Annotated in this window: 23 protein-coding genes and 4 tRNA genes; 20 read left to right on the top strand and 7 right to left on the bottom strand. The window is 41.8% G+C overall.

From position 1 onward, the window contains the following. Positions 1-121 precede the first annotated feature (121 nt). On the top strand, positions 122-922 hold the full coding sequence (locus HPS53_RS06220; protein ID WP_172205129.1) for a DUF5715 family protein: 801 nt from the start codon (positions 122-124) through the stop codon (positions 920-922). A 670-nt stretch (positions 923-1,592) separates the two neighbouring features. Here the strand turns inward: HPS53_RS06220 and HPS53_RS06225 are convergent. Then, a complete protein-coding gene (locus tag HPS53_RS06225) occupies positions 1,593-3,794 on the bottom strand; it encodes a sodium-translocating pyrophosphatase (RefSeq protein ID WP_172205131.1) in 2,202 nt (733 codons plus the stop codon). A 162-nt stretch (positions 3,795-3,956) separates the two neighbouring features. Continuing rightward, a complete protein-coding gene (locus HPS53_RS06230; protein ID WP_253942835.1) occupies positions 3,957-4,739 on the bottom strand; it encodes a hypothetical protein in 783 nt (260 codons plus the stop codon). Positions 4,740-4,946: 207 nt separating this feature from the next. On the opposite strand from HPS53_RS06230, the gene nspC reads away from it, so the two are divergent. The 8 genes from nspC (at position 4,947) to gldE (ending at position 8,969) form a co-directional block, all read left to right on the top strand. After that, a complete protein-coding gene (nspC, locus tag HPS53_RS06235; protein ID WP_172205135.1) occupies positions 4,947-6,098 on the top strand; it encodes a carboxynorspermidine decarboxylase in 1,152 nt (383 codons plus the stop codon). A gap of 103 nt (positions 6,099-6,201) precedes the next feature. Beyond that, positions 6,202-6,274, top strand: a tRNA-Gly gene (locus tag HPS53_RS06240). Positions 6,275-6,323: 49 nt separating this feature from the next. Continuing rightward, positions 6,324-6,405: transfer RNA gene (locus HPS53_RS06245), tRNA-Leu, on the top strand. Positions 6,406-6,433: 28 nt separating this feature from the next. Beyond that, positions 6,434-6,517 (top strand) — tRNA-Leu (locus HPS53_RS06250). Positions 6,518-6,530: 13 nt separating this feature from the next. Further along, positions 6,531-6,603 (top strand) — tRNA-Gly (locus tag HPS53_RS06255). Positions 6,604-6,641: 38 nt separating this feature from the next. Next, positions 6,642-7,184, top strand: coding sequence for a hypothetical protein (locus tag HPS53_RS06260; protein ID WP_104369992.1), 543 nt, complete (start codon positions 6,642-6,644; stop codon positions 7,182-7,184). A 27-nt stretch (positions 7,185-7,211) separates the two neighbouring features. Beyond that, positions 7,212-7,637 (top strand): single-stranded DNA-binding protein, encoded by a 426-nt coding sequence (locus HPS53_RS06265; protein ID WP_104369991.1) that lies wholly within the window; start codon positions 7,212-7,214, stop codon positions 7,635-7,637. Between the two features lie 36 nt (positions 7,638-7,673). After that, positions 7,674-8,969 carry a gliding motility-associated protein GldE gene (gene gldE, locus HPS53_RS06270; RefSeq protein ID WP_104369990.1) on the top strand — a complete coding sequence of 432 codons (1,296 nt, stop codon included), beginning with the start codon at positions 7,674-7,676 and terminating at the stop codon, positions 8,967-8,969. A gap of 171 nt (positions 8,970-9,140) precedes the next feature. Here the strand turns inward: gldE and pheS are convergent, their stop codons facing one another. Continuing rightward, positions 9,141-10,178 (bottom strand): phenylalanine--tRNA ligase subunit alpha, encoded by a 1,038-nt coding sequence (gene pheS / locus HPS53_RS06275; protein WP_172205137.1) that lies wholly within the window; start codon positions 10,176-10,178, stop codon positions 9,141-9,143. A gap of 125 nt (positions 10,179-10,303) precedes the next feature. Between pheS and HPS53_RS06280 the strand changes: the two genes are divergently transcribed. The 3 genes from HPS53_RS06280 to HPS53_RS06290 are packed head-to-tail and all read left to right on the top strand — an operon-like array spanning position 10,304 to position 12,921. Continuing rightward, the gene (locus HPS53_RS06280) at positions 10,304-11,143 is read left to right on the top strand and encodes a DUF4348 domain-containing protein (RefSeq protein WP_172205139.1); all 840 of its coding nucleotides are present in this window, start codon (positions 10,304-10,306) and stop codon (positions 11,141-11,143) included. Between the two features lie 3 nt (positions 11,144-11,146). Continuing rightward, positions 11,147-12,160 (top strand): UDP-N-acetylmuramate dehydrogenase, encoded by a 1,014-nt coding sequence (murB, locus tag HPS53_RS06285; RefSeq protein WP_172205141.1) that lies wholly within the window; start codon positions 11,147-11,149, stop codon positions 12,158-12,160. Continuing rightward, the gene (locus tag HPS53_RS06290; RefSeq protein ID WP_104369986.1) at positions 12,157-12,921 is read left to right on the top strand and encodes an MBL fold metallo-hydrolase; all 765 of its coding nucleotides are present in this window, start codon (positions 12,157-12,159) and stop codon (positions 12,919-12,921) included. The genes murB and HPS53_RS06290 overlap by 4 nt, the downstream gene beginning before the upstream one ends. Before the next feature lie 507 nt (positions 12,922-13,428). Here the strand turns inward: HPS53_RS06290 and HPS53_RS06295 are convergent. From HPS53_RS06295 to HPS53_RS06305, 3 genes are read right to left on the bottom strand one after another with little or no spacing between them, the layout of a single operon-like run. Beyond that, positions 13,429-13,677, bottom strand: a complete 249-nt coding sequence (locus tag HPS53_RS06295; RefSeq protein WP_104369985.1) for a hypothetical protein — start codon at positions 13,675-13,677, stop codon at positions 13,429-13,431. A gap of 14 nt (positions 13,678-13,691) precedes the next feature. Next, on the bottom strand, positions 13,692-14,039 hold the full coding sequence (locus tag HPS53_RS06300) for a hypothetical protein (protein ID WP_104369984.1): 348 nt from the start codon (positions 14,037-14,039) through the stop codon (positions 13,692-13,694). Positions 14,040-14,075: 36 nt separating this feature from the next. Continuing rightward, complete coding sequence (locus tag HPS53_RS06305; protein ID WP_104369983.1) at positions 14,076-14,288, bottom strand: YtxH domain-containing protein; 213 nt, start codon at positions 14,286-14,288, stop codon at positions 14,076-14,078. Between the two features lie 231 nt (positions 14,289-14,519). On the opposite strand from HPS53_RS06305, the gene HPS53_RS06310 reads away from it, so the two are divergent. The 8 genes from HPS53_RS06310 to rplT all read left to right on the top strand — a co-directional run bounded on the left by HPS53_RS06310 (position 14,520) and on the right by rplT (position 21,600). Then, positions 14,520-15,014 (top strand): SPOR domain-containing protein, encoded by a 495-nt coding sequence (locus HPS53_RS06310; protein ID WP_104369982.1) that lies wholly within the window; start codon positions 14,520-14,522, stop codon positions 15,012-15,014. Between the two features lie 19 nt (positions 15,015-15,033). Further along, positions 15,034-15,447 (top strand): Holliday junction resolvase RuvX, encoded by a 414-nt coding sequence (ruvX, locus tag HPS53_RS06315; protein WP_172205143.1) that lies wholly within the window; start codon positions 15,034-15,036, stop codon positions 15,445-15,447. 37 nt (positions 15,448-15,484) lie between these two features. Continuing rightward, positions 15,485-16,048 carry a peptide deformylase gene (gene def, locus HPS53_RS06320; protein ID WP_104369980.1) on the top strand — a complete coding sequence of 188 codons (564 nt, stop codon included), beginning with the start codon at positions 15,485-15,487 and terminating at the stop codon, positions 16,046-16,048. Between the two features lie 86 nt (positions 16,049-16,134). Continuing rightward, positions 16,135-18,033, top strand: coding sequence for a tetratricopeptide repeat protein (locus HPS53_RS06325; protein WP_371741792.1), 1,899 nt, complete (start codon positions 16,135-16,137; stop codon positions 18,031-18,033). A 92-nt stretch (positions 18,034-18,125) separates the two neighbouring features. Then, positions 18,126-20,069: a threonine--tRNA ligase gene (thrS, locus tag HPS53_RS06330; protein ID WP_104369978.1), complete on the top strand. Its 1,944-nt coding sequence runs from the start codon at positions 18,126-18,128 to the stop codon at positions 20,067-20,069. Between the two features lie 155 nt (positions 20,070-20,224). After that, positions 20,225-20,920, top strand: a complete 696-nt coding sequence (infC, locus tag HPS53_RS06335) for a translation initiation factor IF-3 (RefSeq protein ID WP_104369977.1) — start codon at positions 20,225-20,227, stop codon at positions 20,918-20,920. 104 nt (positions 20,921-21,024) lie between these two features. Continuing rightward, positions 21,025-21,222, top strand: coding sequence for a 50S ribosomal protein L35 (gene rpmI / locus HPS53_RS06340; protein ID WP_104369976.1), 198 nt, complete (start codon positions 21,025-21,027; stop codon positions 21,220-21,222). Between the two features lie 33 nt (positions 21,223-21,255). Then, complete coding sequence (rplT, locus tag HPS53_RS06345) at positions 21,256-21,600, top strand: 50S ribosomal protein L20 (RefSeq protein ID WP_104369975.1); 345 nt, start codon at positions 21,256-21,258, stop codon at positions 21,598-21,600. Positions 21,601-21,694: 94 nt separating this feature from the next. On the opposite strand, the gene HPS53_RS06350 is transcribed toward rplT, so the two are convergent. After that, complete coding sequence (locus HPS53_RS06350) at positions 21,695-23,872, bottom strand: Tex family protein (protein ID WP_172205147.1); 2,178 nt, start codon at positions 23,870-23,872, stop codon at positions 21,695-21,697. Positions 23,873-24,177 lie beyond the last annotated feature (305 nt).

Here is a 24,177-nt window from a genome sequence, read left to right on the forward strand (position 1 = left end):
GCATCATGAAAATGACTCTTTACGATGTTATTTTCATTTATGTTCATAAACTTAATGGTTGTCCGGTAAGGCATTATTGGGATAAAAAATGTATCTTTGCATTGAAATTTGTTTTTCGAACATGAGGAAAATATTCAATACGAAGATAACCAAACAGAGATATTTGCAAGGCTTTTTTGCCATCGTTATTCTTTTGGCTGTTATACGCTGTGTTTTTCCGGGAGTGGCGAAGCCGTTGGACGGTAACGGGACGGAAATAGTTTCCGGGGCGGTTTTGGACGAGGGAAAAGCCGGAATACAGGTGTCAGAAAGAGTCGGCGCTCGCTTTTTCAATGCCGACGGCACTCCGGTAAAGCATCGCATATACAGTGTAAGTTCATTTCAGAAGGCGTTTCCGGATAATAATGACGTACAGCTGGAAGCGGCAAACTCTCATGGTGTGTCGCCGGTGAAAGATCGTGACGAGGCTGAGCACAGGAAGAAAGATCTTGTATATGTGGGTAGTAATCCTTATTATCATGTGGACAGGCTCAACAGCAGTATTCCGTATCTTGTACCTCGTGCGGCCGTGCTGCTTCAGGATATAGGCCGTGCTTTTTTCGACAGTCTGCAAATAAAAGGCATACCGCTTCATAAAATTATTGTGACGAGTGTTCTCCGCACTCGTGACGATGTGCAAAGACTGCGCAACCGCAACGGAAACGCCACGGAAAACAGTTGTCATCTTTATGGTACAACATTCGATATATGTTATAACAGATATAAGACGGTGGAAGACCCTGACGGGCCGGAGCGTCGCCGTGTACGCAACGATACGTTAAAATGGGTATTGAGCGAGGTGCTGCGAGATTTCAGGGAACAAGACAGGTGTTATATAAAATATGAGGTGAAGCAAGGATGTTTTCACATGACTGTGAATTGATTTTTACTATTTTTCAATTCTGATAGTATTATGTCTATCTGTTTTGCGGTTGCATACAACTTTATGTTGTAATAATAAAGTCATGGAATTAACATTTCGTTTTTTCTCATTCCAGATTGATTAAGGCGATATTGATTTCGATATACAATACTATAAGTTATTCATCACGGAAAGGTGGTTTGGGCTTTGTCTTGCAACGGGACGCTCGTTAGAGTGCGTTTGGCAGGTAATTGCGATGCGTTTAGCGTCTCGTTGTAATGCAACGGATTGCTGAATGTAGGCCAACGGGATGCTAAACGCAATGCAATAAGGTCTTTATCATTAATAGTTGTGAAGTGGAATTTTGCTATTTAGTTGATAGCCAAGCGATTATGTAAATTGCTTAAAACTTGCGTATTTACGACTCCTGTTTTTTCTTATTAAAAATAAACGAGTTTTGAAAGTCTTTTTGTCTTATTATTTCATAACCGCAATTAATGAATGTATCGTATTAAAAAAAGATGTGATACGTTGAATAAAATTTATTATATACATAGAGACACGGAGATATGGAGAGTTACCGTATTAAACGATATTTTCTTCATAATCTCCGTGTCCCTGCAGTTGTTTTTTTAGGCCGGGCTTTCTGTATACATTGTTTTATGTGTAGTGTCCGGTCTTTATCTGTCAATTATAGGAACGCTACAGTGAGTCCGGCCATTACTATACTTACCATGGACATGAGTTTGATAAGAATATTGAGTGATGGGCCTGACGTGTCTTTAAACGGATCGCCCACGGTGTCGCCCACGATAGTTGCTTTATGGCATTCAGAGCCTTTGCCGCCGAAATGACCTTCCTCTACCATTTTCTTGGCATTATCCCATGCTCCGCCAGCGTTTGCCATGAACACGGCAAGGGTGAAACCGGCGGTAAGTCCGCCTACGAGCAGTCCCATCACACCAGCCACTCCGAGCAGGACACCCACAATGATAGGGATGATAATGGCTAAAAGGCTGGGGAAAATCATCTCGCGCTGTGCCGAACGTGTGCTGATTTCTACACAACGGCCGTAATCGGGAGTGGCTTTGCCGTCAAGTATTCCGGCTATTTCACGGAATTGACGGCGCACTTCTTCAACCATTGTCTGTGCGGCGCGACCTACAGCTCCCATGGTGAGGCCGCAGAACAGGAATGCTGCCATTCCGCCTATAAAAGCACCGACAAGAACTTTGGGGTTCATCAGGTTTACTTGGAAGAACTCCATGTAGTCTACCATGTTGGCAGTGGCGGGATCGAACACTTCGCCAACGCTGTTGAAAAATATCTGTCCGTTGTCTACTGCGCGTACCATGGCAATCTTTATCTCCTCAACGTAAGATGCAAGGAGTGCAAGGGCTGTTAGGGCAGCGCTGCCTATGGCAAATCCTTTGCCTGTGGCCGCAGTGGTATTGCCCAGTGCGTCAAGTGCGTCTGTACGGTGACGCACGTTCTCGCCCAGTTCGCTCATCTCGGCGTTTCCGCCGGCGTTGTCGGCGATAGGGCCGTAAGCGTCCGTGGCGAGAGTGATGCCGAGTGTTGACAACATGCCTACAGCGGCGATACCGATGCCGTAGAGCCCCCTTGAAATACTTTCTGCGCTCATGGACAGATCAAAATGGTTGGCGCAGAGATAACTCAGCATGATTGCGACAGATATTGTCACGACCGGAATCATGGTTGAGATCATTCCCGTTCCGATACCCTTTATGATAACGGTGGCTGGGCCGGTCTGTGATGATTCAGATATCTGTCGTGTAGGTTTGTAGCTCTGGCTCGTGTAATATTCCGTGCCTTGACCGATGATTACGCCGGCCATAAGACCCGTCACTACGGAGAATGACACTCCTATCCAGTTGTCAAGTTCCAAAAGATACAAGATGACGAAAGACGCGGCGGCAATAAGTATGGCCGAAACATTTGTTCCCAGTCCGAGAGATTTGAGCAGGTCTTTCATTGTTGCTCCTTCATTGGTTCGCACAAGGAATATTCCGATCAGCGAAAGGAATATTCCTACGGAAGCGATTATCATGGGGGCAATGACGGCTTTGAGTTGCATATCCATATTGAAAGCGAAGGCTGTTGCTCCGAGGGCCGCCGTGCTGAGGATGCTTCCGCAGTAGCTTTCGTACAGGTCGGCGCCCATGCCGGCTACATCGCCCACGTTATCTCCCACGTTGTCAGCGATGGTTGCCGGATTTCGAGGGTCGTCTTCGGGAATGTTGGCCTCAACTTTTCCAACCAAATCGGCACCAACGTCGGCCGCTTTGGTATATATTCCGCCTCCTACACGTGCGAACAGTGCTTGGGTAGATGCTCCCATGCCGAAAGTAAGCATGGTGGTGGTAATGGTTATGAGTGCCATGCTGTCTCCGTTATAGAAATAACTGAGCACGAGGAACCAGATTGCGATATCGAGCAGGCCGAGTCCCACTACTACAAGCCCCATGACAGCTCCGCTACGGAAAGCTATTCTAAGGCCGTTGTTAAGTCCTTTCCGTGCAGCGTTGGCCGTGCGTGCGGAAGCGTATGTGGCGGTTTTCATGCCGAAAAAACCTGCAAGTCCGGAGAAAAGACCGCCTGTGATGAATGCGAACGGAACCCAAGGATTCTGTACATTAAGCGCATAGGCCATGAAAGCGAATATAAGCGCAAGCACTACGAATACGATACCGACGACTTTGTACTGTTGTTTCAGATAGGCCATCGCACCTCGGCGCACATGTTCCGCTATTTCCCGCATGCGCGGTGTTCCCTCGTCTTCTTTCATCATCTGACGGAAGAAGAACCATGCCATTCCCAGCGCCGTTACAGATGCTGCCGGAATGAGCCAAAAAACTTCTGGAATGTTCATTGTTGTTTTAGGTTATGTTATTTGATTAAAATGAAAATGTGAGCAAAAGCTCTGGAGTTTTATTGTTAAAAAAAGAGGAGCGATCGCTCTGCTTTAACGCAGTGCACGATGGCTCCTTCAACTCTTTATACTATGTATATTGCATTAGTAGTTTTGTATATACTATTCGTCACCGAAATCTGACATGCTTTCCGCTTCCTCGTCGGGTTCACCTTCTATTTCAAATGTAGTGCGGTAGTTGTCTTCGGTAATATCATCGTCGCCCAATATGGTCGGTTCCTCATCGATGATATCATCTTCGTCTGGCTTGTTGTAGTCGTCTTCCGGAATTTCGTCTTCCTCGTTTTTCGACATTAGTTTCAGGCGTGGCTTCTCTGTCTCGGGTTTCAACTTTGCGAAAATGGCTTCCACCCATGTTCCTTTTACTACTTCAAGCACATCATATCCGTCGGCGACTTTCTTTTCGTACATACCGCCAGGTTTGTGAAGCCTGTCTTTGGGGAGTGTGGTTGTGGATATGTCGAAACCGCTTTCGATAATATCCTTGACACTTTGGGATAACGATTCCCAACCGCCTCCGAAATTTCTGTCGAGTACTTCTATTAGTTTTGCGGCAGTGATATGGTGTATATTCTCATACGTGAGATCGGTAACACGTGATATCGGGCGTTTTTTGAGAGCCAATGTCATTTTGGTATTGTCGTCAATCTGTATTTGTCCGATTTTATATCCGGTCTTCTCAAATTTACCTTTCATTGCAGATGATGGCTCTTGAAGTTCTTCAATCATAAATGCAACCCTGATAATGTCTGTGTATCGACGGATGTTATCCCTTATGTCTGCATCCTTCTCCACACTTTCCAACATTCGGAAAATGTCATTCTCTTGTACGTCCCAGACTGTGTTTTTGGTCAATGTCTTGAGCGTGAGCGCTTTTTGTGCCATTGGTTGTGTCATTATTCTGAATATTTTTAATTTGTGTGCAAATGTATATACTTTATTCATTATCCACAAGTTTTTGAAGATTGTTTTTTAGTTAATTTCTCAAAAAAGGATGACAAGGTAAATAAATCGTCTTTTTCATCATGTCGTGTTGGTGCTTTACGATGTTTTTTTGTTAATTTTGCGTACGTAAACAAATAATGATGAACGATGGATACATTTGAGAACATATCTACACCTATTTATATTATAGAGGAGAAACTGCTTCGGCGCAATCTTTCCGTGATTTCTGATGTGGCGTCAAGGGCTGGCGTGGAGATAATTCTTGCTTTTAAGGCATTTGCCTTATGGAAGACATTCCCCATCTTTCGCGAATATATTAATGCAACGACGGCAAGCTCTTCTTTTGAGGCAAAACTCGCGTTTGAAGAATTCGGAACTCCTGCACATACATATTCTCCCGCATATACCGATGATAATATAGATGATATCGTGCGTTGTTCAAGTCATGTCACGTTTAATTCGTTGTCACAGTTTGAGACATATTTTGAGAGGGTTAAGGCGTTGGATGCTTCTGTGTCGTGCGGCATACGTGTTAATCCGGAGTATTCGGAGGTCGGCACGATGATATACAACCCATGTGCTCCCGGTACGCGATTCGGTGTTTCGGCATGTAAACTTCCTGAGATATTGCCGGAAGGAATAGATGGTTTTCACTGTCATTGCCATTGTGAAAGCGGGGCTGATGTGTTCCGGAGAACCCTTGTGCATATAGAGGAGAAATTCTCACGTTGGTTTTCGCAGCTGAAATGGATAAATTTCGGTGGTGGTCACTTGATGACCCGTGATGACTATGATATCGATTTGATGGTGGAGATATTACGGAGTTTCCGTTGCCGTTATCCTAATCTTAGGGTTATACTTGAACCGGGAAGTGCGTTTGCGTGGCAGACCGGTGTATTGGTGTCGCAAGTAGTGGATATAGTCGAAGATAACGGGATAAAAACCGCAATATTGAATGTTAGTTTCACATGCCACATGCCGGATTGTCTTGAAATGCCTTATCAGCCTGTCGTCCGTGGAGCGAAATCTCTTCCAATGGAAAAGGCAGTGGAAGAAAACACATACAGGCTTGGGGGAAATAGTTGTTTGTCGGGAGATTTTCTTGGAGCATGGCGTTTTGAAAAGCCGTTGAAAGTTGGAGACAGGGTCATTTTTGAAGATATGATTCATTATACGACGGTAAAGACCACCATGTTTAATGGAGTAGAGCATCCGGCAATAGGAATGCTTAAAAATGACGGGGAACTGACTGTTTTGCGCCAATTTTGCTATGAAGATTATAAAAATCGTATGGATTAATGCCGTTTTTAGTAAAAAAAGCTCGAAAAAATTTGTCGGAACAAAAAAAAGTACTACCTTTGCAACCGCATTGAGAGCAATGCTCCTGACAAAAGGAAAAGTTGCGGAAATAGCTCAGTTGGTAGAGCACAACCTTGCCAAGGTTGGGGTCGCGGGTTCGAGTCCCGTTTTCCGCTCACATATTGAACAAAAAAGAGTGTTGAAAATTGGTTTCAACAGTTTTATGCCCAGGTGGCGGAATTGGTAGACGCGCACGTTTCAGGTGCGTGTGCCGTGAGGTGTGCAGGTTCGAGTCCTGTTCTGGGCACTCTTTTTTATTCAACATGGTTGATGTTGGAGAGGTGGCGGAATTGGTAGACGCGCTACTTTGAGGGGGTAGTGTCAATTGTGACGTGGGAGTTCGAGTCTCCTCCTCTTCACATTCTTTTTGTTGCGGAAATAGCTCAGTTGGTAGAGCACAACCTTGCCAAGGTTGGGGTCGCGGGTTCGAGTCCCGTTTTCCGCTCGTTTTTATTATTCTACAAGGAAAACAACAATTTTTAAATGAACTTATATCTAAGATATTTTGATAAAGAGACATTAGTCACTAATGTTAATGATGCCATTACTTTTTTGGGTAGTATAAGTGAAATCGGAATGAACCCCGTACTTGAAGCCGATGTCCGTGAATATGTTGAGAGTGATGTTTACTATCCGAAGCGTTATAAAATACGTCCCCGTGTATATTTTATTATTATAAAGACTGAAGCAGCTACAATGCTCGATTTTAAGGAAAAGCGTGCTGTGCATGGCGGTACTGCCGATAGCAGAGAAAAGGTTTTGCCCCCTGTCATGTCACGTCTTAATGATAATCTGTTCGGATGGTATGAGGGAGAGATTGATTTTAAGCGTGTGCTTCAAGTTCCGGGAACAGGAAAATTCCAATATCGTGATACTCGTTTTGTAGCCCGTTGCAAGGCAAATTCAGGGTTGGAGTGTTATAACCGTATTGTCGATTATCTGCGTCAGCGTGTGGATAGCCGCAGCCAGTTCCCATCGGTAAAGGGAAAGAACTTTAAGTTCCATTATCTTGGAATGTGCAAATAGTATCGAAACTTGATAGAATAATAAGTCATGAACAAGGTTATGCTTATCGGAAATGTGGGCAGGGAACCGGAGGTTCGCTATGTAGATCAAGGTGTTGCGGTGGCGCGGTTGTCGCTTGCGACAACCGAACGCGGTTATACATTGCCGAACGGTACCAAGGTGCCCGATCGTACTGATTGGCATAATGTCGTGCTGTGGCGGAGATTGGCTGAAATAGTGGAAAAGTATGTGCACAAAGGTGATAAGCTTTATATAGAAGGGCGACTCCGTTATTCGGTTTATGACGACAAACATGGGAAGAGGCATAGTATTACGGAAGTGTGGGCAGACAATATGGAGATGTTGACACCAAAGACTTTGCAGATGTCTCAGGATGTTGAAAGTTCCGAAAATACAGCCGTTCAGTCTGCGACAGGCAAGTCGATGGAGCCGGAAAATGACTTGCCATTCTAAATTTAAATTAAAGTGTTACTTTTAACAATAGAACAAATGTTTAGTGAGGTGCATTTTATGGCACCTGATGCCGGGGTTATCATATCTGGTGTATTGGCCTGTCTTTTGTTGGTAGCTTCCGGTTTCGCTTCCGGTTCGGAGATTGCTTTTTTTTCACTTACTCCGAACGATCTTAGCATAATAGCCGAAAAAAAATCTGTATCGGATAGTAATATAATGCAACTTCTTAATGATTCGGAACGTACATTGGCAACAATACTGATAACCAATAATTTGGTTAACGTAACGATAATCATGCTTTGCAACTATTTTTTCGGCCGTTTGATAGATTTTGGCAATGCCTATTGGCTGCAATTCGTATGTATCACTGTTATTCTTACGTTTATATTGCTCCTTTTCGGAGAGATTATGCCTAAAGTATATTGCAGCCAACAGCCTTTGCGGTTCTGCCGTTTCTCTGCACCCGGTATTCTTTTCTTACGTAAAATATTCTATCCTCTTGGCAGTGTATTGCTTCGTTCCGGTGTGTTGGCGGAAAAAGTGGTGCAGAAAGAGAACCATGTTTTGAGTATAAATGACTTGGAGCAAGCGCTTGAATTGACGGATACCGATGCTATAAAGGAAGAGAAAAAACTGCTTGAGGGAATCGTGAGATTTGGTGACGAGACGGCAAAGGAGATAATGACGAGCCGCCAGGATGTCGTGGATTTGGACTTTAAATCAACATTTCCGGAAGTACTTAGATGTATTGTGGAGAATAATTATTCGCGGATGCCTGTGTATCAGGACAATATAGATAATATACGTGGGGTACTTTATATTAAGGACTTATTGCCGCATTTAGGGAAATCAGCAAATTTTCGGTGGCAGACTTTGATACGTCCGCCGTATTTTGTTCCTGAAACCAAGAAGATAGATGATTTGCTTCGTGATTTTCAGGATAATAAAGTGCATATAGCCATTGTTGTGGATGAGTTTGGGGGAACGAGCGGAATAGTGACCCTTGAAGATGTATTGGAAGAAATTGTCGGTGAGATTAATGATGAATATGATGATGATGAAAAGAGTTATATACGTATAAATAGTAGCACTTTTATTTTTGAGGGCAAGACTTTGTTGAGCGATTTTACTAAAATAATGAAAGAGGATAGTAATATCTTTGCCGATGTGGAAGGAGAAGCTGATACTATTGCCGGGCTTTTACTTTACATAAAAGGTGAGTTTCCGCGGTTACATGAGAAAATACCGTTTGATAAATTCAAGTTTGAGGTATTGGAAATGGAACAGCATCGTATCTCGAAAGTGAAAGTGGTTGTCGGAGACAGAGCTTGATAATGTTATTGTTGGACGATATTTAAACTTAGCTTGCGGTTTGAGTTTGTCAGAGGGGCAACTACAAACGTATTGGTGGATTTATATATTTGTATATGTCAAATACACAAAGGGCATTGATTACATATATTTGAGTAATCAATGCCCTTTGTATGTTTTGCGAAAGTGGTATCAGTTGGCCGCTTCAAATTCTTTAAGGAAGCGCAAGTCGTTTTCAGAGAACATGCGCAGATCGCTTACTTGATATTTCAGATTAGTGATGCGTTCGACTCCCATACCGAAAGCATATCCTGTGTATATTTTGCTGTCGATGCCACATTGCTCCAAAACATTCGGGTCGACCATTCCGCATCCTAAAATCTCCACCCATCCGGTGTGTTTACAGAAGCCACATCCCTTGCCACCGCAAATGTGGCATGAGATATCCATTTCCGCACTTGGCTCGGTGAACGGGAAATAGCTTGGGCGCAGGCGTATCTTGGTGTCGTTGCCGAACATTTCGCGTGCAAATGACAACAGAACCTGTTTGAGATCTGTGAACGATACATTTTTATCGATATATAGTCCTTCTACTTGGTGGAAGAAGCAATGAGCGCGTGCAGTTATGGCCTCATTACGATATACTCGGCCGGGGCATATGACCCTTATCGGCGGTTGTGAATTTTCCATTACACGTGCTTGAACAGAACTTGTGTGGCTGCGAAGAACCATGTTTTTGGTTACATCATTCTTGTTTTGCTCCACAAAGAAAGTGTCTTGCATGTCGCGTGCAGGATGATCCGGGGCGAAATTCATTTTGGTGAATACGTGCATGTCGTTTTCAACCTCCGGGCCATCAGCCAGTACAAATCCCATCCGTGAGAAAATGTCGATTATTTCGTTTTTGACAATTGTCAGAGGGTGGCGAGTACCAAGTCTGATAGGGTATGGTGAACGTGTAAGGTCGAGCCCCTCTGTGTCGCTGTCTGTTGTATCCAAAATCTCTTTAAGAGCGTTTATGCGTTCTTGGGCTGTTTGTTTCAGTTCGTTTATTTTTATTCCGACGCTCTTTTTTTGATCAGCCGGAACATAGCGGAAATCAGCCATAAGTGCTGTTATCTCACCTTTTTTGCCGAGATATTTAAGTCTCAGGTTCTCAATCTCTTCCGCATTGTTTGCGCTCATATTGCCAACCTCTTCCAGAAGTTGCTTTATTTTGTCAAGTATCATTGTTGCTTTAATTTATCTAAATTTCTTGCAAAGGTAATATTTTTGTACTTAAATAGCGCAAAATATCAAAATAAAGTTGTACTTTTGCGCAAATTTGGGAGATGGATAGCATTTCGATTTGAAAGATGAAAAGGTTTTTAATCGCGATTTTCGCTTTTGCCATGCTTATGTTTTCCTGCAATGGGAGTAAGATGGCTGGTTCTCATGACGAGGCTCCGGCTGACTCGTCAGATTTTGTAGACTCGGTTGTTGCCGACACAATGGAACTGTTGATAACGGAAACTCCGATGCCAAAGGCGGCTGATGAGCTTTTTGATGATTTCTTCTTTAATTTCGCCGCCAACCGGAAGTTGCAAATGGAGCGTATTGTTTTCCCGCTTCCAGTTATCAATGCAGAACGGACAGACTCTATTGGGAAATCGGAGTGGAAGACAGAGCATTTCTTTATGCGACAAGGATATTACACATTGATATTCGATAATGCAAGACAGATGGAGGCTGGAAAAGACACTACAATCAATCATGTGGTAGTGGAGAAGATCTATCTGAACATAAAGACTGTCAAACAGTATCTTTTTGACAGGGTAAATGGGTTGTGGATGATGCGCGGTATAAATATAATACCTATGTATAAAGACAAGAATGCATCGTTTCTTAAATTTTACCAGTCATTTGTGTCAGATTCGTTGTTCCAAGTTTCAAGTTTGAGCGATCCCGTAACATTTGTCGGTCCTGACCCTGACGATGATTTTGCCCAAATGGAGGGAGTACTGACACCTGAGACATGGCCTGCTTTTGCTCCGGAATTGCCTTCCAAGATATTGTATAATATCAACTATGGCCAGGCCAACCGGAACAGCAATGACAAGATTTTTGTAATGCGGGGTATATCAAATGGCCTTGAAATAGAACTTACATTTACTCGTCGCAATGGTAAATGGTTGTTGACCAAACTGATAACTTGAACCATGAAAGATATTAATAACTACGATCTTACGTCATATAATACCTTTGGGATAAAAGCATTTTGCAGAAGATTTGTAGAGTTTGACTCGTTAGAGGAGTTGCGTCTGATACTTACGACTCTGACCGCTGGAGATGCTCCGCTACTGATATTGGGCGGAGGAAGTAATTTATTGCTGACAGATGACTATTCGGGAACGGTGCTTCATTCTGCCATAAAAGGAATATCGGTAGATAGCATGCAGAAAAGTGTTCTGCTTCGTGTCGGCAGTGGCGAGACTTGGGATGATGTTGTGAGGCTTTGTGTCGACAACGGATGGTACGGTGCGGAAAACCTTTCGTTTATTCCTGGTGAAGTGGGTGCGAGTGCGGTACAGAATATAGGTGCCTATGGTGTGGAAGCCAAAGATATTATATATAAGGTGGAAGCGGTGGAAATCGGTACAGGACAGGAGGTCTCTTTCACAAATGAAGACTGTGCATACTCATACAGGCAAAGCCGCTTCAAGGGTGAATGGCGCGACAAGTATGTTATAACATACGTTACGTATAGGCTTAAAAGAACATTTTGTCCACAAATAGATTACGGAAACATTCGTTTAGAGCTTGAAAAGAGGGGCTTTTATAAACCTACAGCTGCACAGTTGCGAGATGTTATAATTGGCATAAGGAAAGAGAAACTGCCAGATCCGGATGTAGAAGGTAATGCAGGGAGTTTCTTTATGAACCCTGTGGTGCCGCGAGCCAAATATGATGAACTTTCTAGTTTATATCCGGAGATGCCTCATTACAGAGTGGATGCCGAATATGAGAAAATTCCTGCCGGATGGCTTATAGAGAGTTGCGGGTGGAGAGGAAAATCACTCGGCAGGGCAGGAGTACATTCTCGTCAGGCTCTTGTGCTTGTAAACCGTGGCGGAGCCGATGGTAAAGAGATCATGAGGCTTTGTGATATGATACGTAATGATGTAAGAAACAAGTTCGGAATAGAAATATATCCAGAGGTTAACATCAAATGAAGATAACTTTTCTTGGCACAGGCACGAGTTGCGGCAGTCCGGTTCTCGGTTGCAGTTGCGATGTGTGTATGAGTGAGGATCCTCATGACAAGCGGCTTCGCAGTTCGGTGCTGATTGAGACAGAGAAGACAAGAATACTCATAGACTGCGGTCCGGATTTTCGCCAGCAAATGATGTTCCGTCCTTTTCGTCGCATTGATGGAGTGCTTATTACTCATACGCATTATGATCACGTTGGAGGAATGGACGATTTACGGCCTTATTGCGCTTTCGGAGAGATAGATGTCTATGCCGATTCTGGAGCGGCCGACAGCTTGAGGCAAACTATTCCTTACTGCTTCACTGAGAATAAATATCCCGGAGTGCCCGGCATAAGATTGAATGTCATAGAACCTGACATTCCTTTTGATATTGGTGATATTACAGTAAGACCGTTTCGGGTGATGCATGGCAAAATGCCAATATTAGGATTTCTTATCGGTGATTTTGCTTATATCACGGATATGAAAACCATAGGTAAAGAAGAGATAAATGTGCTTAGAGGAAGGATTGATACGCTTATTGTCAATGCTTTGCGATTTGATAAGCCACATCATTCACATCAACTTGTAGACGACGCAATAGAGTTCTCGAGAACTGTATCTGCCCGACGTACTTTTTTTATACATTCATGCCATCATTTGGGTAGGCATAAGGATGCAAACCGGTGTTTCCCAGAGGGATTTGAATTGGCTTATGACGGACAGGAAATCGTGGTATAATACAAACCGTTAATGTTTGTTAGTATGAATACGTTTTATTTATGTGAAATTTGCACAAATAAAACAAACTCACTATATTTGCATCGTGTTTTTCATAGTATTAGATTTAAGGTTAACAAAGATTGGAGTACAGCGGTACTCCTTTTTTATGTCTTGCCGTTAGTATCGTGGTAGGTTGTTTGAAGTTTCTTCAGGCTTGTTTTATAAACGCTTCCAGGCATTTTGTGAATGAAATACTGTCATTATAATAATATTTCTTGTTACTGCGTAATATAGTGTACAATACATATTCAGGGAACGGAGTGCATGCTTTTGATTAAGATAAATCAAATATTGAAGTTTTGCAGATATACAGAATTATTTGTTCTGGTAAGTTGCGATAAGACGATGATAAGTATGTTTTATAAATATTAATCATGATTTCAATGTCGGGTTATCCCTTTTTCTATAAATTTACAAATAAAAGGATTTCTAACCAAACATTCATCATGATGTACTTACTATATTTTACCTGCGTTTTCGCTTGAATATTCTCCCGTATTGGGTCACAAGTTTTCTTGCCAGCATAAATGCGTCGAAAGCCGTGATGCTCTTGCTTATTATGCTTGTCATCATTTCGCCTTTTGTCGATGGCTTGTTGTCGTTTGTTATTTCCATCCAGATGTTTCCTATAAGCTCGCTGCTGGCATGCAGTTCATCACGCAACTCTTCTTTTCGCAACTGTATTTCTTCTATTGTATTGAATGTCTTCATCATGCCTTTTTGTTTGTTCAGTTTAATAGCAGGTTAGCGAGAAATCTTACCAACGGACGTTCTATCAGTGATTTGCGGAATGCAAAAATGGCAATGAGCATAATCGTGAATGCTCCCGAAACTATAGCGAACGCACCCCCTAATCCTGTGGCGGGAGCCATCCAGTATACTATTGCGAACGACAGATAGAACATCATGGCTATCAGGAGCACAAAAAAGATAGTGAATAGCGTGAAAGCCGTGAGAAGACGGACGGTTTTGTCTATCACATCGAACTTCAAATATTCTTTTTGAAGTCCGATGTGTTTTTTCAATACTTCTATTAATTGTGCTATTGATTCAACGTTTTTATCGCTTGATAGCATATTTAGGATATGTTTTATAGAAGTGTAAATGTGTATTTATTCAGCAGGAGCAACATCTTTGATGTCGTCCACCAAATCGTTAATGTCTTTACGGCTCAACTTTATGTTGTGCTTTTTCATGAAGTCATCCACTGCGTCAGTGATTTTCTCACGGGTGTCACGACCTTTCTCGGGAGCCACCAAAAGACCTAAAACAGTGCCGGCAATAGCCCCTCCGAGGAATGCGCCGAGGTAACCTAAACTTTTCATAATGCTATAATTTTATTAGTTAAACAATCAATTCGTGAGGCAAATATATGAAAACTTTTCTGATTGTAAATTAAATGTGTGGCCATTTTTTGTTAAAATTATCCTATTTCCTTTATTTAACAAACTTTATGTGACTTGAATTGGGCTTTTCACTCAGTATTTAGTAACTTCGCAAACATATTTTTATATGAGAGAATGATTTTTAAGGTGTAATTAATAAAAAGATTTGAAATGAAGAAGTACATGGTTTTATGTGCCGGTTTGTGTGCGGCGATGGCTTTTACCGGATGTAAATCAAGTGAAAGTGCTTATAAGAAAGCGTATGAGAAAGCCAAGGCACAGGAGACGGCGCAAGTACAACCGGAAACAACGGAGACGAATACCAATGTTGTGGCTCCAGTGGTTGAGGCTCCGGTGACAGAAGTCAGAATCGTAGATAATTCCGATAATGTAGAGGTAAAGACTGAAAGCGTGTCTCTTGTCAATGGTTCCGGATTGAAGAATTACAGTGTCGTTGTTGGCTCTTTCTCTGTTATGGCAAATGCCGAGGGGCTTCAACAGCGTCTTAAAGGCGAGGGATATGATGCGCAGGTGGTTAAAAACACTGATCGTAATATGTATCGCGTGATTGCCACCACATTCGACAGCAAGGGTGATGCAGCTTCGAGCCGTAATGACCTTCGCGCCAAGTTCCCGGACGCTTGGTTGCTGTATAACGGCAGATAATAAATAACGTATCTAAAACGTGGCACGTATACTTTCTATTGATTACGGAAAGAAACGTACGGGATTGGCAGTTACCGACCCACTCCAAATAATTCCGGGTGGGTTGGCAACTGTTCTTACGTCAGACTTGTTTGATTATCTCAAGGCTTATGTGGCTCGTGAGAGTGTGGAGCGTATTATAATCGGTGAACCGAAACAACCTAATGGTCAACCGAGTGAGAATATGGCTCGTGTGCAGGAGTTTGTCAATAGGTGGCGTAGGGCGGTACCGAGTGTTCCGATTGAATTTTATGATGAGCGTTTCACTTCTGTACTTGCACACAAGGCAATTATCGACAGTGGATTACGAAAAAAAGCCAGACGTGACAAGGCGCTTGTGGACGAGATAAGCGCGACTATAATATTACAGGATTATATGTCGTCACGTTTCTGATCCAGTATCATGTTTATTTATAAATAAAATACAACAAATGATTTTACCTATATACATATACGGACAACCTGTGTTGAGAAAGGTTTCCGAAGATATACCGACAGACTATCCTGAACTTGAGACACTCATCAGTGATATGTTTGAGACATTGACGGAGTCTGAAGGTGTTGGACTGGCCGCTCCTCAGATTGGCAAGGCTATTCGTGTGGTTGTGATAGACCTTGATGTTTTGTCGGACGATTTGCCTGAATATAAGGGTTTTAAAAAAGCATATATCAATCCTCATATCATTGAATACGACGAAACTATTGTTGAGTCTATGGAGGAGGGGTGTCTCAGTTTGCCAGCTATTCATGAAAAAGTCACACGTCCCACTCGAATACATGTGCAGTATCTAGATGAAAAATTTGAACCACACGATGAATGGGTTGACGGATATTTGGCAAGGGTAATGCAGCATGAGTTTGATCATCTTGACGGCAAAGTTTTTGTAGATCGTATTTCTCCAATGCGTAAACAGCTTATAAAGAGCAAAATGCGTGCATTGTTGCAAGGCCGGTATCGTTGCGGTTATAAAACAAAAGCCGCACAGAGGAAGTAAAACTTGGAATGTATAGAAAGGTTGTATTCTTCATATTATTATTTATACCGTTTGCCGGTAAGGCACAGTTTAATACCGACAAGTTGGTGGCAGTAGGGCGGAGTGCGCTCTACTATGAAGATTATGTTCTTTCTATACAATATTTTAATCAGGCGATAAGTTCCAAACCTTATCTTTATGAACCTTGGTTTTATAGGGCGGTAGCAAAGTATTATTTAGGAGATTATATCGGTTCGGAGCGTGATTGTTCACAGGCCATAAATCTTAATCCTTTTGTAGTAAAAAACTATGAATTGCGCGGATTGGTGAGGATACAGCAGGAGAAATACGAAGAGGCAATTTCTGACTATGTGTTGGCATTGAAATATGACCCAGAGAATGACGGGCTTTGGAATAACAGGGTTTTGTGCCGAATACATGGGAAAGACTATGATGGTGCTCTTGCCGATGTGGACACTATGTTGACCAAATGGAGCAGAAATTCACGTGTATATTCTATGCAATCGGAAATCTATTTGTTACGTAAGGATACGGTAAAGGCCATGGAAGCATTGGAGAAAAGTATAGAGATAAATCCGTATGACGCAAGCACATGGGCTGTTCGTTCCGGTATCAGTTTAAAGAGAGAAGCGTGGGATAAGGCTGAGGAATATCTGAGTAGGGCTATACATTTGCAATCGGATAATGCCGGATATTATATAAACAGGGCCTTGGCCAGATTGAAAAGGAATAATCTCCGTGGAGCTATGGACGATTATGACACTGCTCTTGATTTAGAACCGGATAATTTTCTCGGGCATTATAATCGAGGATTGCTGAGGGCGCATGTGGGTGATGACAATATGGCAATACTTGATTTCGACTTTGTTCTAAAACTTGAACCAGATAATATCATGGCTTTATTTAACAGGGCTATCTTGCTTGACAAAACAGGTGATTTGCGCGGAGCGATCAGGGATTATTCGAAAGTGATAAAGAAATTCCCTAACTTTTGGACTGGGTTATTACATCGTGCCGAGTGTTATCGCCGTCTCGGTATGGTTAAACAAGCGGAAGCAGATGAGTTTAAGGTGTATAAGGCGCGGTTGTATAAGTCTCTTTATGGAGTGCAACCGAGAATGAGTAAAGACCAAATCCGTAGGCAAAGTGACGTGAATCCTGAAAAATACAACCAGATTGTGGTTGCTGATGATGCCGAGGTAGAGCAAAAGTATAAGAGCGAATATCGTGGTTTGGTTCAAAATCGTGCTTCCGACATGGATTATATGCCAATGTATGAATTGTCATACGAATATGTGGGAAGTGAAATAAGTCGTTATATACCCTTTGACCGTCAGGTTGATGCCTTCAATACCGTATCTGAAAAACTGATGGATGATGGATCGCTCACAAAAAAAATATATATAAGTAATGGTCTGCACAATCTTGATGAGAAACGTGTTTCAGAATATTTTAAGTATATAGATGGATTAACGGCAAAACTAACAAGTTCCAAAGATACGGATTCGCTTATGCCGCTTTTGCTCAGAAGAGCTTTGGCTTATTCTGAAATTCAAAATTTTGACAGTGCAATTGAAGATTTCAATACTTATATTGAGATAGACTCCATTTCTTCTTTGGCATATTGGCAGCGTGCCATTTGTCTGTTTAAGGCGAATGAAGTGAAAACTTCGCAGAGCAAGGGCATGGCAATGAAGACAACGAATGTATTGTCTGATATATCCAAGGCGTTGGAGAATAACCCTCAATGCGCTTATCTTTATTATAATCGTGGAAATGTATATGCCTTGCTTAAGGATTATGGCAATGCCATTGAAGATTATGGTAAGGCTATAGAGATAGATGAAAATATGGCTGAGGCTTATTACAACCGCGGGTTGTCTTATTTATTTGTTAATAATAAAGAAAGCAGTAATCGTGATTTGAGTAAAGCAGGGGAATTGGGACTTTATAAAGCATATAGTATAATGAAGAAAAACCGATAGAGTGGTAGTGAATATTTTGAAGTTAAAATTATTTTATTACGAATAAAATAATTAATTTTGCGCTCAATAAACTTAAAACATATATTGTAGATATGATTAACATTACTTTTCCTGACGGTTCTGTTCGCTCGTATGAGCAGGGTGTCACTGGATTGCAAATAGCGGAAAGCATCTCGCCTGCTTTGGCACGCGATGTATTAGCTTGCGGTGTGAATGGTGAGACGGTAGAACTTAACCGCCCGATAAATGAGGATGCGAAAGTTCAATTGTACAAGTGGGAAGATGAGGAAGGAAGGCATGCTTTTTGGCATACATCGGCTCACTTGTTGGCAGAAGCATTACAAGAACTTTATCCTGGGATACAGTTCGGTTTCGGACCGGCTGTCGAAAACGGATTTTTTTATGATGTATTATTAAAGGATGGCGAATCAATTAGAGAGGCTGATTTTGGTAAGATTGAGGCTAAGATGAAAGAATTGGCATCCAAGAAAGAGCCGGTTGTTCGCAAAGAGATTGCCAAAGCCGATGCACTCACTGAATTCGGAGCGGCAGGTCAGACTTATAAATGTGAACATATAGATCAGGATTTGGAAGACGGAACAATTACCACATATACACAAGGTACTTTTACTGATTTGTGTAAAGGACCTCACTTGTTGAATACAGGTTCCATAAAGGCCATTAAACTTACGAGTGTTGCGGGAGCATTTTGGCGTGGTGATGCTACGCGAGAGCAGATGCAGCGTCTTTACGGAGTGTCGTTCCCAAAGAAAAAGATGTTGGATGAGTATCTCGTTATGCTTGAAGAGGCCAAGAAACGAGATCACCGAAAGATTGGAAAAGAGATGGAACTCTTTATGTTCTCGGAGAAAGTGGGTAAAGGTTTACCGATATGGTTGCCTAAAGGAACGGAACTTCGTCTTCGTTTGCAGGATCATTTGCGTAAGGTTCAGACCCGTTTTGGCTATAAGGAAGTTATAACTCCGCATATAGGAAGCAAGAATTTGTATGTAACCAGCGGTCACTATGCCCATTATGGCAAGGATTCTTTTCAACCTATACATACACCGGAGGAGGGAGAAGAGTACATGTTAAAACCGATGAACTGTCCTCATCACTGTGAAGTGTTTGCATGGAAACCACGTTCATATAAGGATTTGCCTCTTCGTCTTGCAGAATTCGGTACAGTATATCGTTATGAGCAGAGCGGGGAGTTGCACGGGTTGACACGTGTTCGCTCGTTTACGCAAGATGACGCTCATATATTCTGTCGTCCTGATCAGGTTAAGCAGGAGTTTCTTAACGTCATGGATATAATAAATATTGTATTGACGGCATTCGGCTTTAACTTTGAGGCTCAAATTTCTCTTCGTGATCCTAATGATCATGAGAAGTATGTGGGTTCTGATGACGATTGGGCACGTTCGGAGGCTGCCATTGTTGAAGCTTGCAAAGAAAAAGGATTATCGGCCAAGGTTGAATATGGTGAGGCTGCATTCTATGGACCCAAACTCGATTTCATGATAAAAGACGCTATTGGTCGTCGTTGGCAGTTGGGTACCATTCAAGTCGATTACAACTTGCCGAAACGTTTTCAGCTTGAATATACGGATGAAGATAATACCAAGAAAACTCCGGTTATGATTCATCGGGCTCCGTTTGGATCGATGGAACGTTTCTGTGCAGTACTTATCGAGCATACAGCCGGACATTTTCCGTTGTGGCTTACTCCAGATCAGGTTGCTATACTGCCTATATCAGAGAAATATAATGATTATGCGGCAAAGGTTGCCAAATATTTTGATTCAGTCGGAGTTCGTGCTACCATTGATGCGCGTAATGAGAAAATAGGCCGTAAGGTTCGTGATAACGAGTTGAAACGTATTCCTTATATGCTTATTGTTGGCGAAAAAGAACAGACAGATGGAACAGTTGCCGTTCGTCCGCAAGGTGGTGGGGAGCAGTGCGTAATGTCAATGGAAGATTTTGCTAAGAAGATAAATGATGAAGTGGCAGAAATGACTAAGGACTTCTAATAATAAGTATGATTATTTTTAAAGTAATGCCATAAGACTGCGCTTAATGTTTTATGGCATTATTTTTATAATTAATTAGGTAGAAAAAGAATAAAATATTTTGATAATTCGCTGAATTATCGTATATTTGCAGCCGATTTTCATAAAATAGTTGAATGAAGAATGACAAAATAAAGAACCAGTACCGTGTCAACGAACAGATACGTGTACGTGAAGTCCGCATTGTAGGTGACGGCGGATCGACAGTAGTCCCTACACGTCAGGCACTTGACATGGCTCGTGAGCAAGGAGTAGATCTTGTTGAAATATCTCCTAATGCTAATCCTCCCGTATGTCGTCTCATCGACTATTCAAAGTTCCTTTATCAGCAGAAAAAACGTGCTAAGGAAATGAAAGCCAAACAGGTGAAAGTCGAAGTGAAGGAAATTAGGTTTGGTCCGCAGACAGATGAGCATGATTATCAGTTTAAGTTAAAGCATGCGAAAGAATTTCTTGAAGATGGAAATAAAGTGCGTGCATACGTGTTTTTCCGTGGTCGTTCGATACTATTTAAGGAACAAGGAGAAGTTTTACTTCTTCGTTTTGCCAATGACCTTGAAGAATGGGGTAAGGTTGAGTCTATGCCGTCACTTGAAGGAAAGAAGATGTTTATTTATTTGGCACCGAAGAAAGCTGGTGTGGTAAAGAAAAGTCAGCAGGCCATGGATCGTGAGAGAAAGGCTTCAGAGATTAAAGATACAACAACTTCGATGTCTGTATCTGAGGATGATGAGCCGACAAATGGCGGATTGCTTGCCAATGCAAAGATAAGTGAGGACGCACTTAAAAAGTTGACGGCTGACGAAAACTGATGTAATAGGTTTTACTATTGATAATGAGAGAAACAGAGTGCGTAACGCCCGGTATATGCGTTGCCACTGTATAATAAATAACCAAATAATTAAAACGTAAAAAAATGCCAAAAGTAAAGACAAATTCCGGCGCAAAGAAGAGATTTCGTTTCACCGGTACAGGTAAGATTAAGAGACATCACGCTTACCATCGTCATATCTTGACGAAGAAATCAACTAAGCAAAAACGTAATCTTGTACACCAGACATTGGTAGACAAGAGCGATTTGAAGCAAGTTCGTGATTTGTTATGTCTCCGTTAAACCTAATTGTCAAACATTTAAAGTAAAGAAATTATGCCAAGATCAGTAAATCATGTTGCTTCAAGAGCAAAGAGAAAAAGAATTTTAAAGCTGACACGTGGTTACTTCGGAGCCCGCAAGAATGTTTGGACGGTTGCGAAGAACACATGGGAAAAAGGTCTTACCTATGCTTATCGTGATCGTCGCAATAAGAAACGTAATTTCCGTTCTTTGTGGATTCAGCGTATCAATGCTGCCGCACGCCTTGAAGGTATGAGCTATTCAGTATTGATGGGTGCTTTGAATAAGGCCGGAATAGAGATTAACCGTAAGGTTCTTGCTGACCTTGCAGTAAACAATCCCGAGGCTTTCAAGGCTATTGTAGCCAAGGTTAAGTAAAAGTATTTATTTCATTCGTGATATTATAATCAATAAAATAAAAGGTGATGGAAACATATTTTCATCACCTTTTATTTTTCCTTTTGGCTAAGTATTATAATTCCTTTTTCATGCTTGCAAATCTTAAATCTTCAATTCCTTTCATGGAGAGAGAAATCCGTTTGCGTTTTCTGTCTATTTCAATAATCTTGACTTTAACATGCTGATGTAGTCTTACTATTTGTGTCGGGTCAGTAATAAACCTGTCTGCTATTTGAGATATATGCACAAGTCCGTCCTGATGAACGCCAATGTCAACGAATGCCCCGAAGTTTGTTATATTTGTAACTATACCGGGAAGAATCATACCCTCGACAAGATTATCGATAGAAGTGGCGTTAGGATCAAATTCAAATTCTTCTATTTGTTCTCTCGGATCTCGTCCAGGTTTATCTAATTCTTGCATAATGTCAGTAAGTGTTGGTAGTCCGGTCATAGATGTAATATAGCGTTTTATGTTTATTTGCCTACGTTTATTCTTATTTCTGATAAGTTCTTCAACAGTGCATCCACAATCATTTGCCATATGTTCCACTATACTGTAACTTTCAGGATGTACAGCACTATTGTCAAGAGGATTATGGCTGTCAGGTATTCTAAGAAACCCAGCGCATTGTTGATATGCTACAGGACCGAGTCGTGGAACTTTTTTTAGTTGTGTACGACTTGTGAATGCCCCGTGTTCACGTCGGTATTCCACGATGCTTTGAGCCAATGATAAACTGAGTCCACTCACATATGATAATAGATGCTTACTCGCTGTGTTCAGGTTGACACCTACTAAGTTGACGCAACTTTCAACTGTATGATCGAGGCTCTTTTTTAGTTTTATCTGATCCACATCATGTTGATATTGCCCAATGCCGATACTCTTCGGATCTATCTTGACCAGTTCTGCGAGCGGATCTATCAGTCGCCTTCCGATAGATACCGCTCCACGAACAGTTACATCCTCATTTGGAAATTCCTCACGTGCGGTTTTGGAGGCTGAATATACTGATGCGCCGGCTTCACTAACCATAAAGGCTTTTATCTGGGTGCCTTTTACTGCGTCGTCTACAAATATTTTTGTCTCTCTGCTCGCTGTCCCATTTCCGATGCCTATGGCTTCGATGGCATATTCTTTTATCATGGCCTGCATGCGGGTTGTGGCGATGGAAATTTTTGATACAGGCGGGTGGGGGAATATAGCCTCATGATGTAGCAGGTTACCTTGTGTATCAAGGCAAGCAATCTTGCATCCTGTTCTAAATCCTGGGTCGACCCCCATAACACGCTTTTGCCCGAGTGGTGCGCTGAGTAATAGTTGCCGTAAGTTTTCGGCAAATACATTGATGGCTTCTTTATCGGCTTTTTCTTTACTCAGAGCTGCAAATTCAGTCTCGATACTTGGTTTGAGTAAGCGTTTATATCCGTCTTTTATGGCATAGGCCACCAGATCGCAACACTTGCCATGTCCATGTATATATCTTTGATACAGTTTTTCAATGCAATTATCATCGTCTACCGATATATTTACGCGTAATATGCCTTCATTTTCCCCTCGGCGTATAGCAAGAAGTCTGTGAGAAGAACATTTTCGGAGAGGTTCGGAGAAATTGAAGTAATCACTGTATTTGGCGGCATTCTCATTTTCCCCTTTGGCTTTTATTAATTTTGACGTAATGAATGCATCTCTGCGGAAACTGCCGCGTACTTGTTGTCTTGTCCATTCATCTTCGCTTATATGCTCGGCTATTATGTCCTGTGCACCTTTTATGGCTGTTGTGATGTCTTTAACTTCATCTTTTACAAATCTTTTGGCTATTTGTTCAGGCTCTCTTTCACGTTGTGACATAATGATTTTTGCCAATGGTTCGAGCCCCATTTCAAGTGCGATCTGAGCTCTGGTGCGACGCTTCGGCTTGTATGGCATATATATATCTTCCAGTTCGGTGGCATTCCAGATATTGTTGATGCGTATTCTCAACTCATCAGTCATTTTATTCTGTTCCGTGATTGTATTGATTATTGTCTCTTTTCGTTTGGCGATTTCTTTTAACCGTCCGCTCATGTCGTGGATAGCGGTAATCTGCACCTCATCGAGTTCTCCGGTGCGTTCCTTGCGATATCTGCTTATAAAAGGTACAGTGAATCCTTCATCAAGCATAGAGAGTGTATTTGCTACTCCGTGTTCAGGCAGGTTAAGTTCAGTGGATATCAGCTTTACGAATACCGATCTTTGATTTTCCATATATGTATTTATATTGTATGGTTGCAAAATTACCTATAAAATTCGAAACACTCATGTATTGCAGGAGTATTTTTCATAATGTATATCGTGTATCATTATTTGGTTGTATGGCCATCTTGTGGGAATGGTAAAGATAAGCGATTGGTATATTGGGTATCCTTTTGCAACGGGCGGTCAATCGGATCGCATGACAGAACAATGCTAGTTGATAGTATAAGGCTGATGAGTCCGTAATTACACTGAAAACTTCATGCATTAACTTGCATAATTTGTCAAGTGACTTGTGAATATGTCACAAATTTAAT

Origin of the sequence: Prevotella sp. PTAC, assembly GCF_013166535.1 — a bacterium.
Lineage (GTDB): Bacteria > Bacteroidota > Bacteroidia > Bacteroidales > Bacteroidaceae > Prevotella.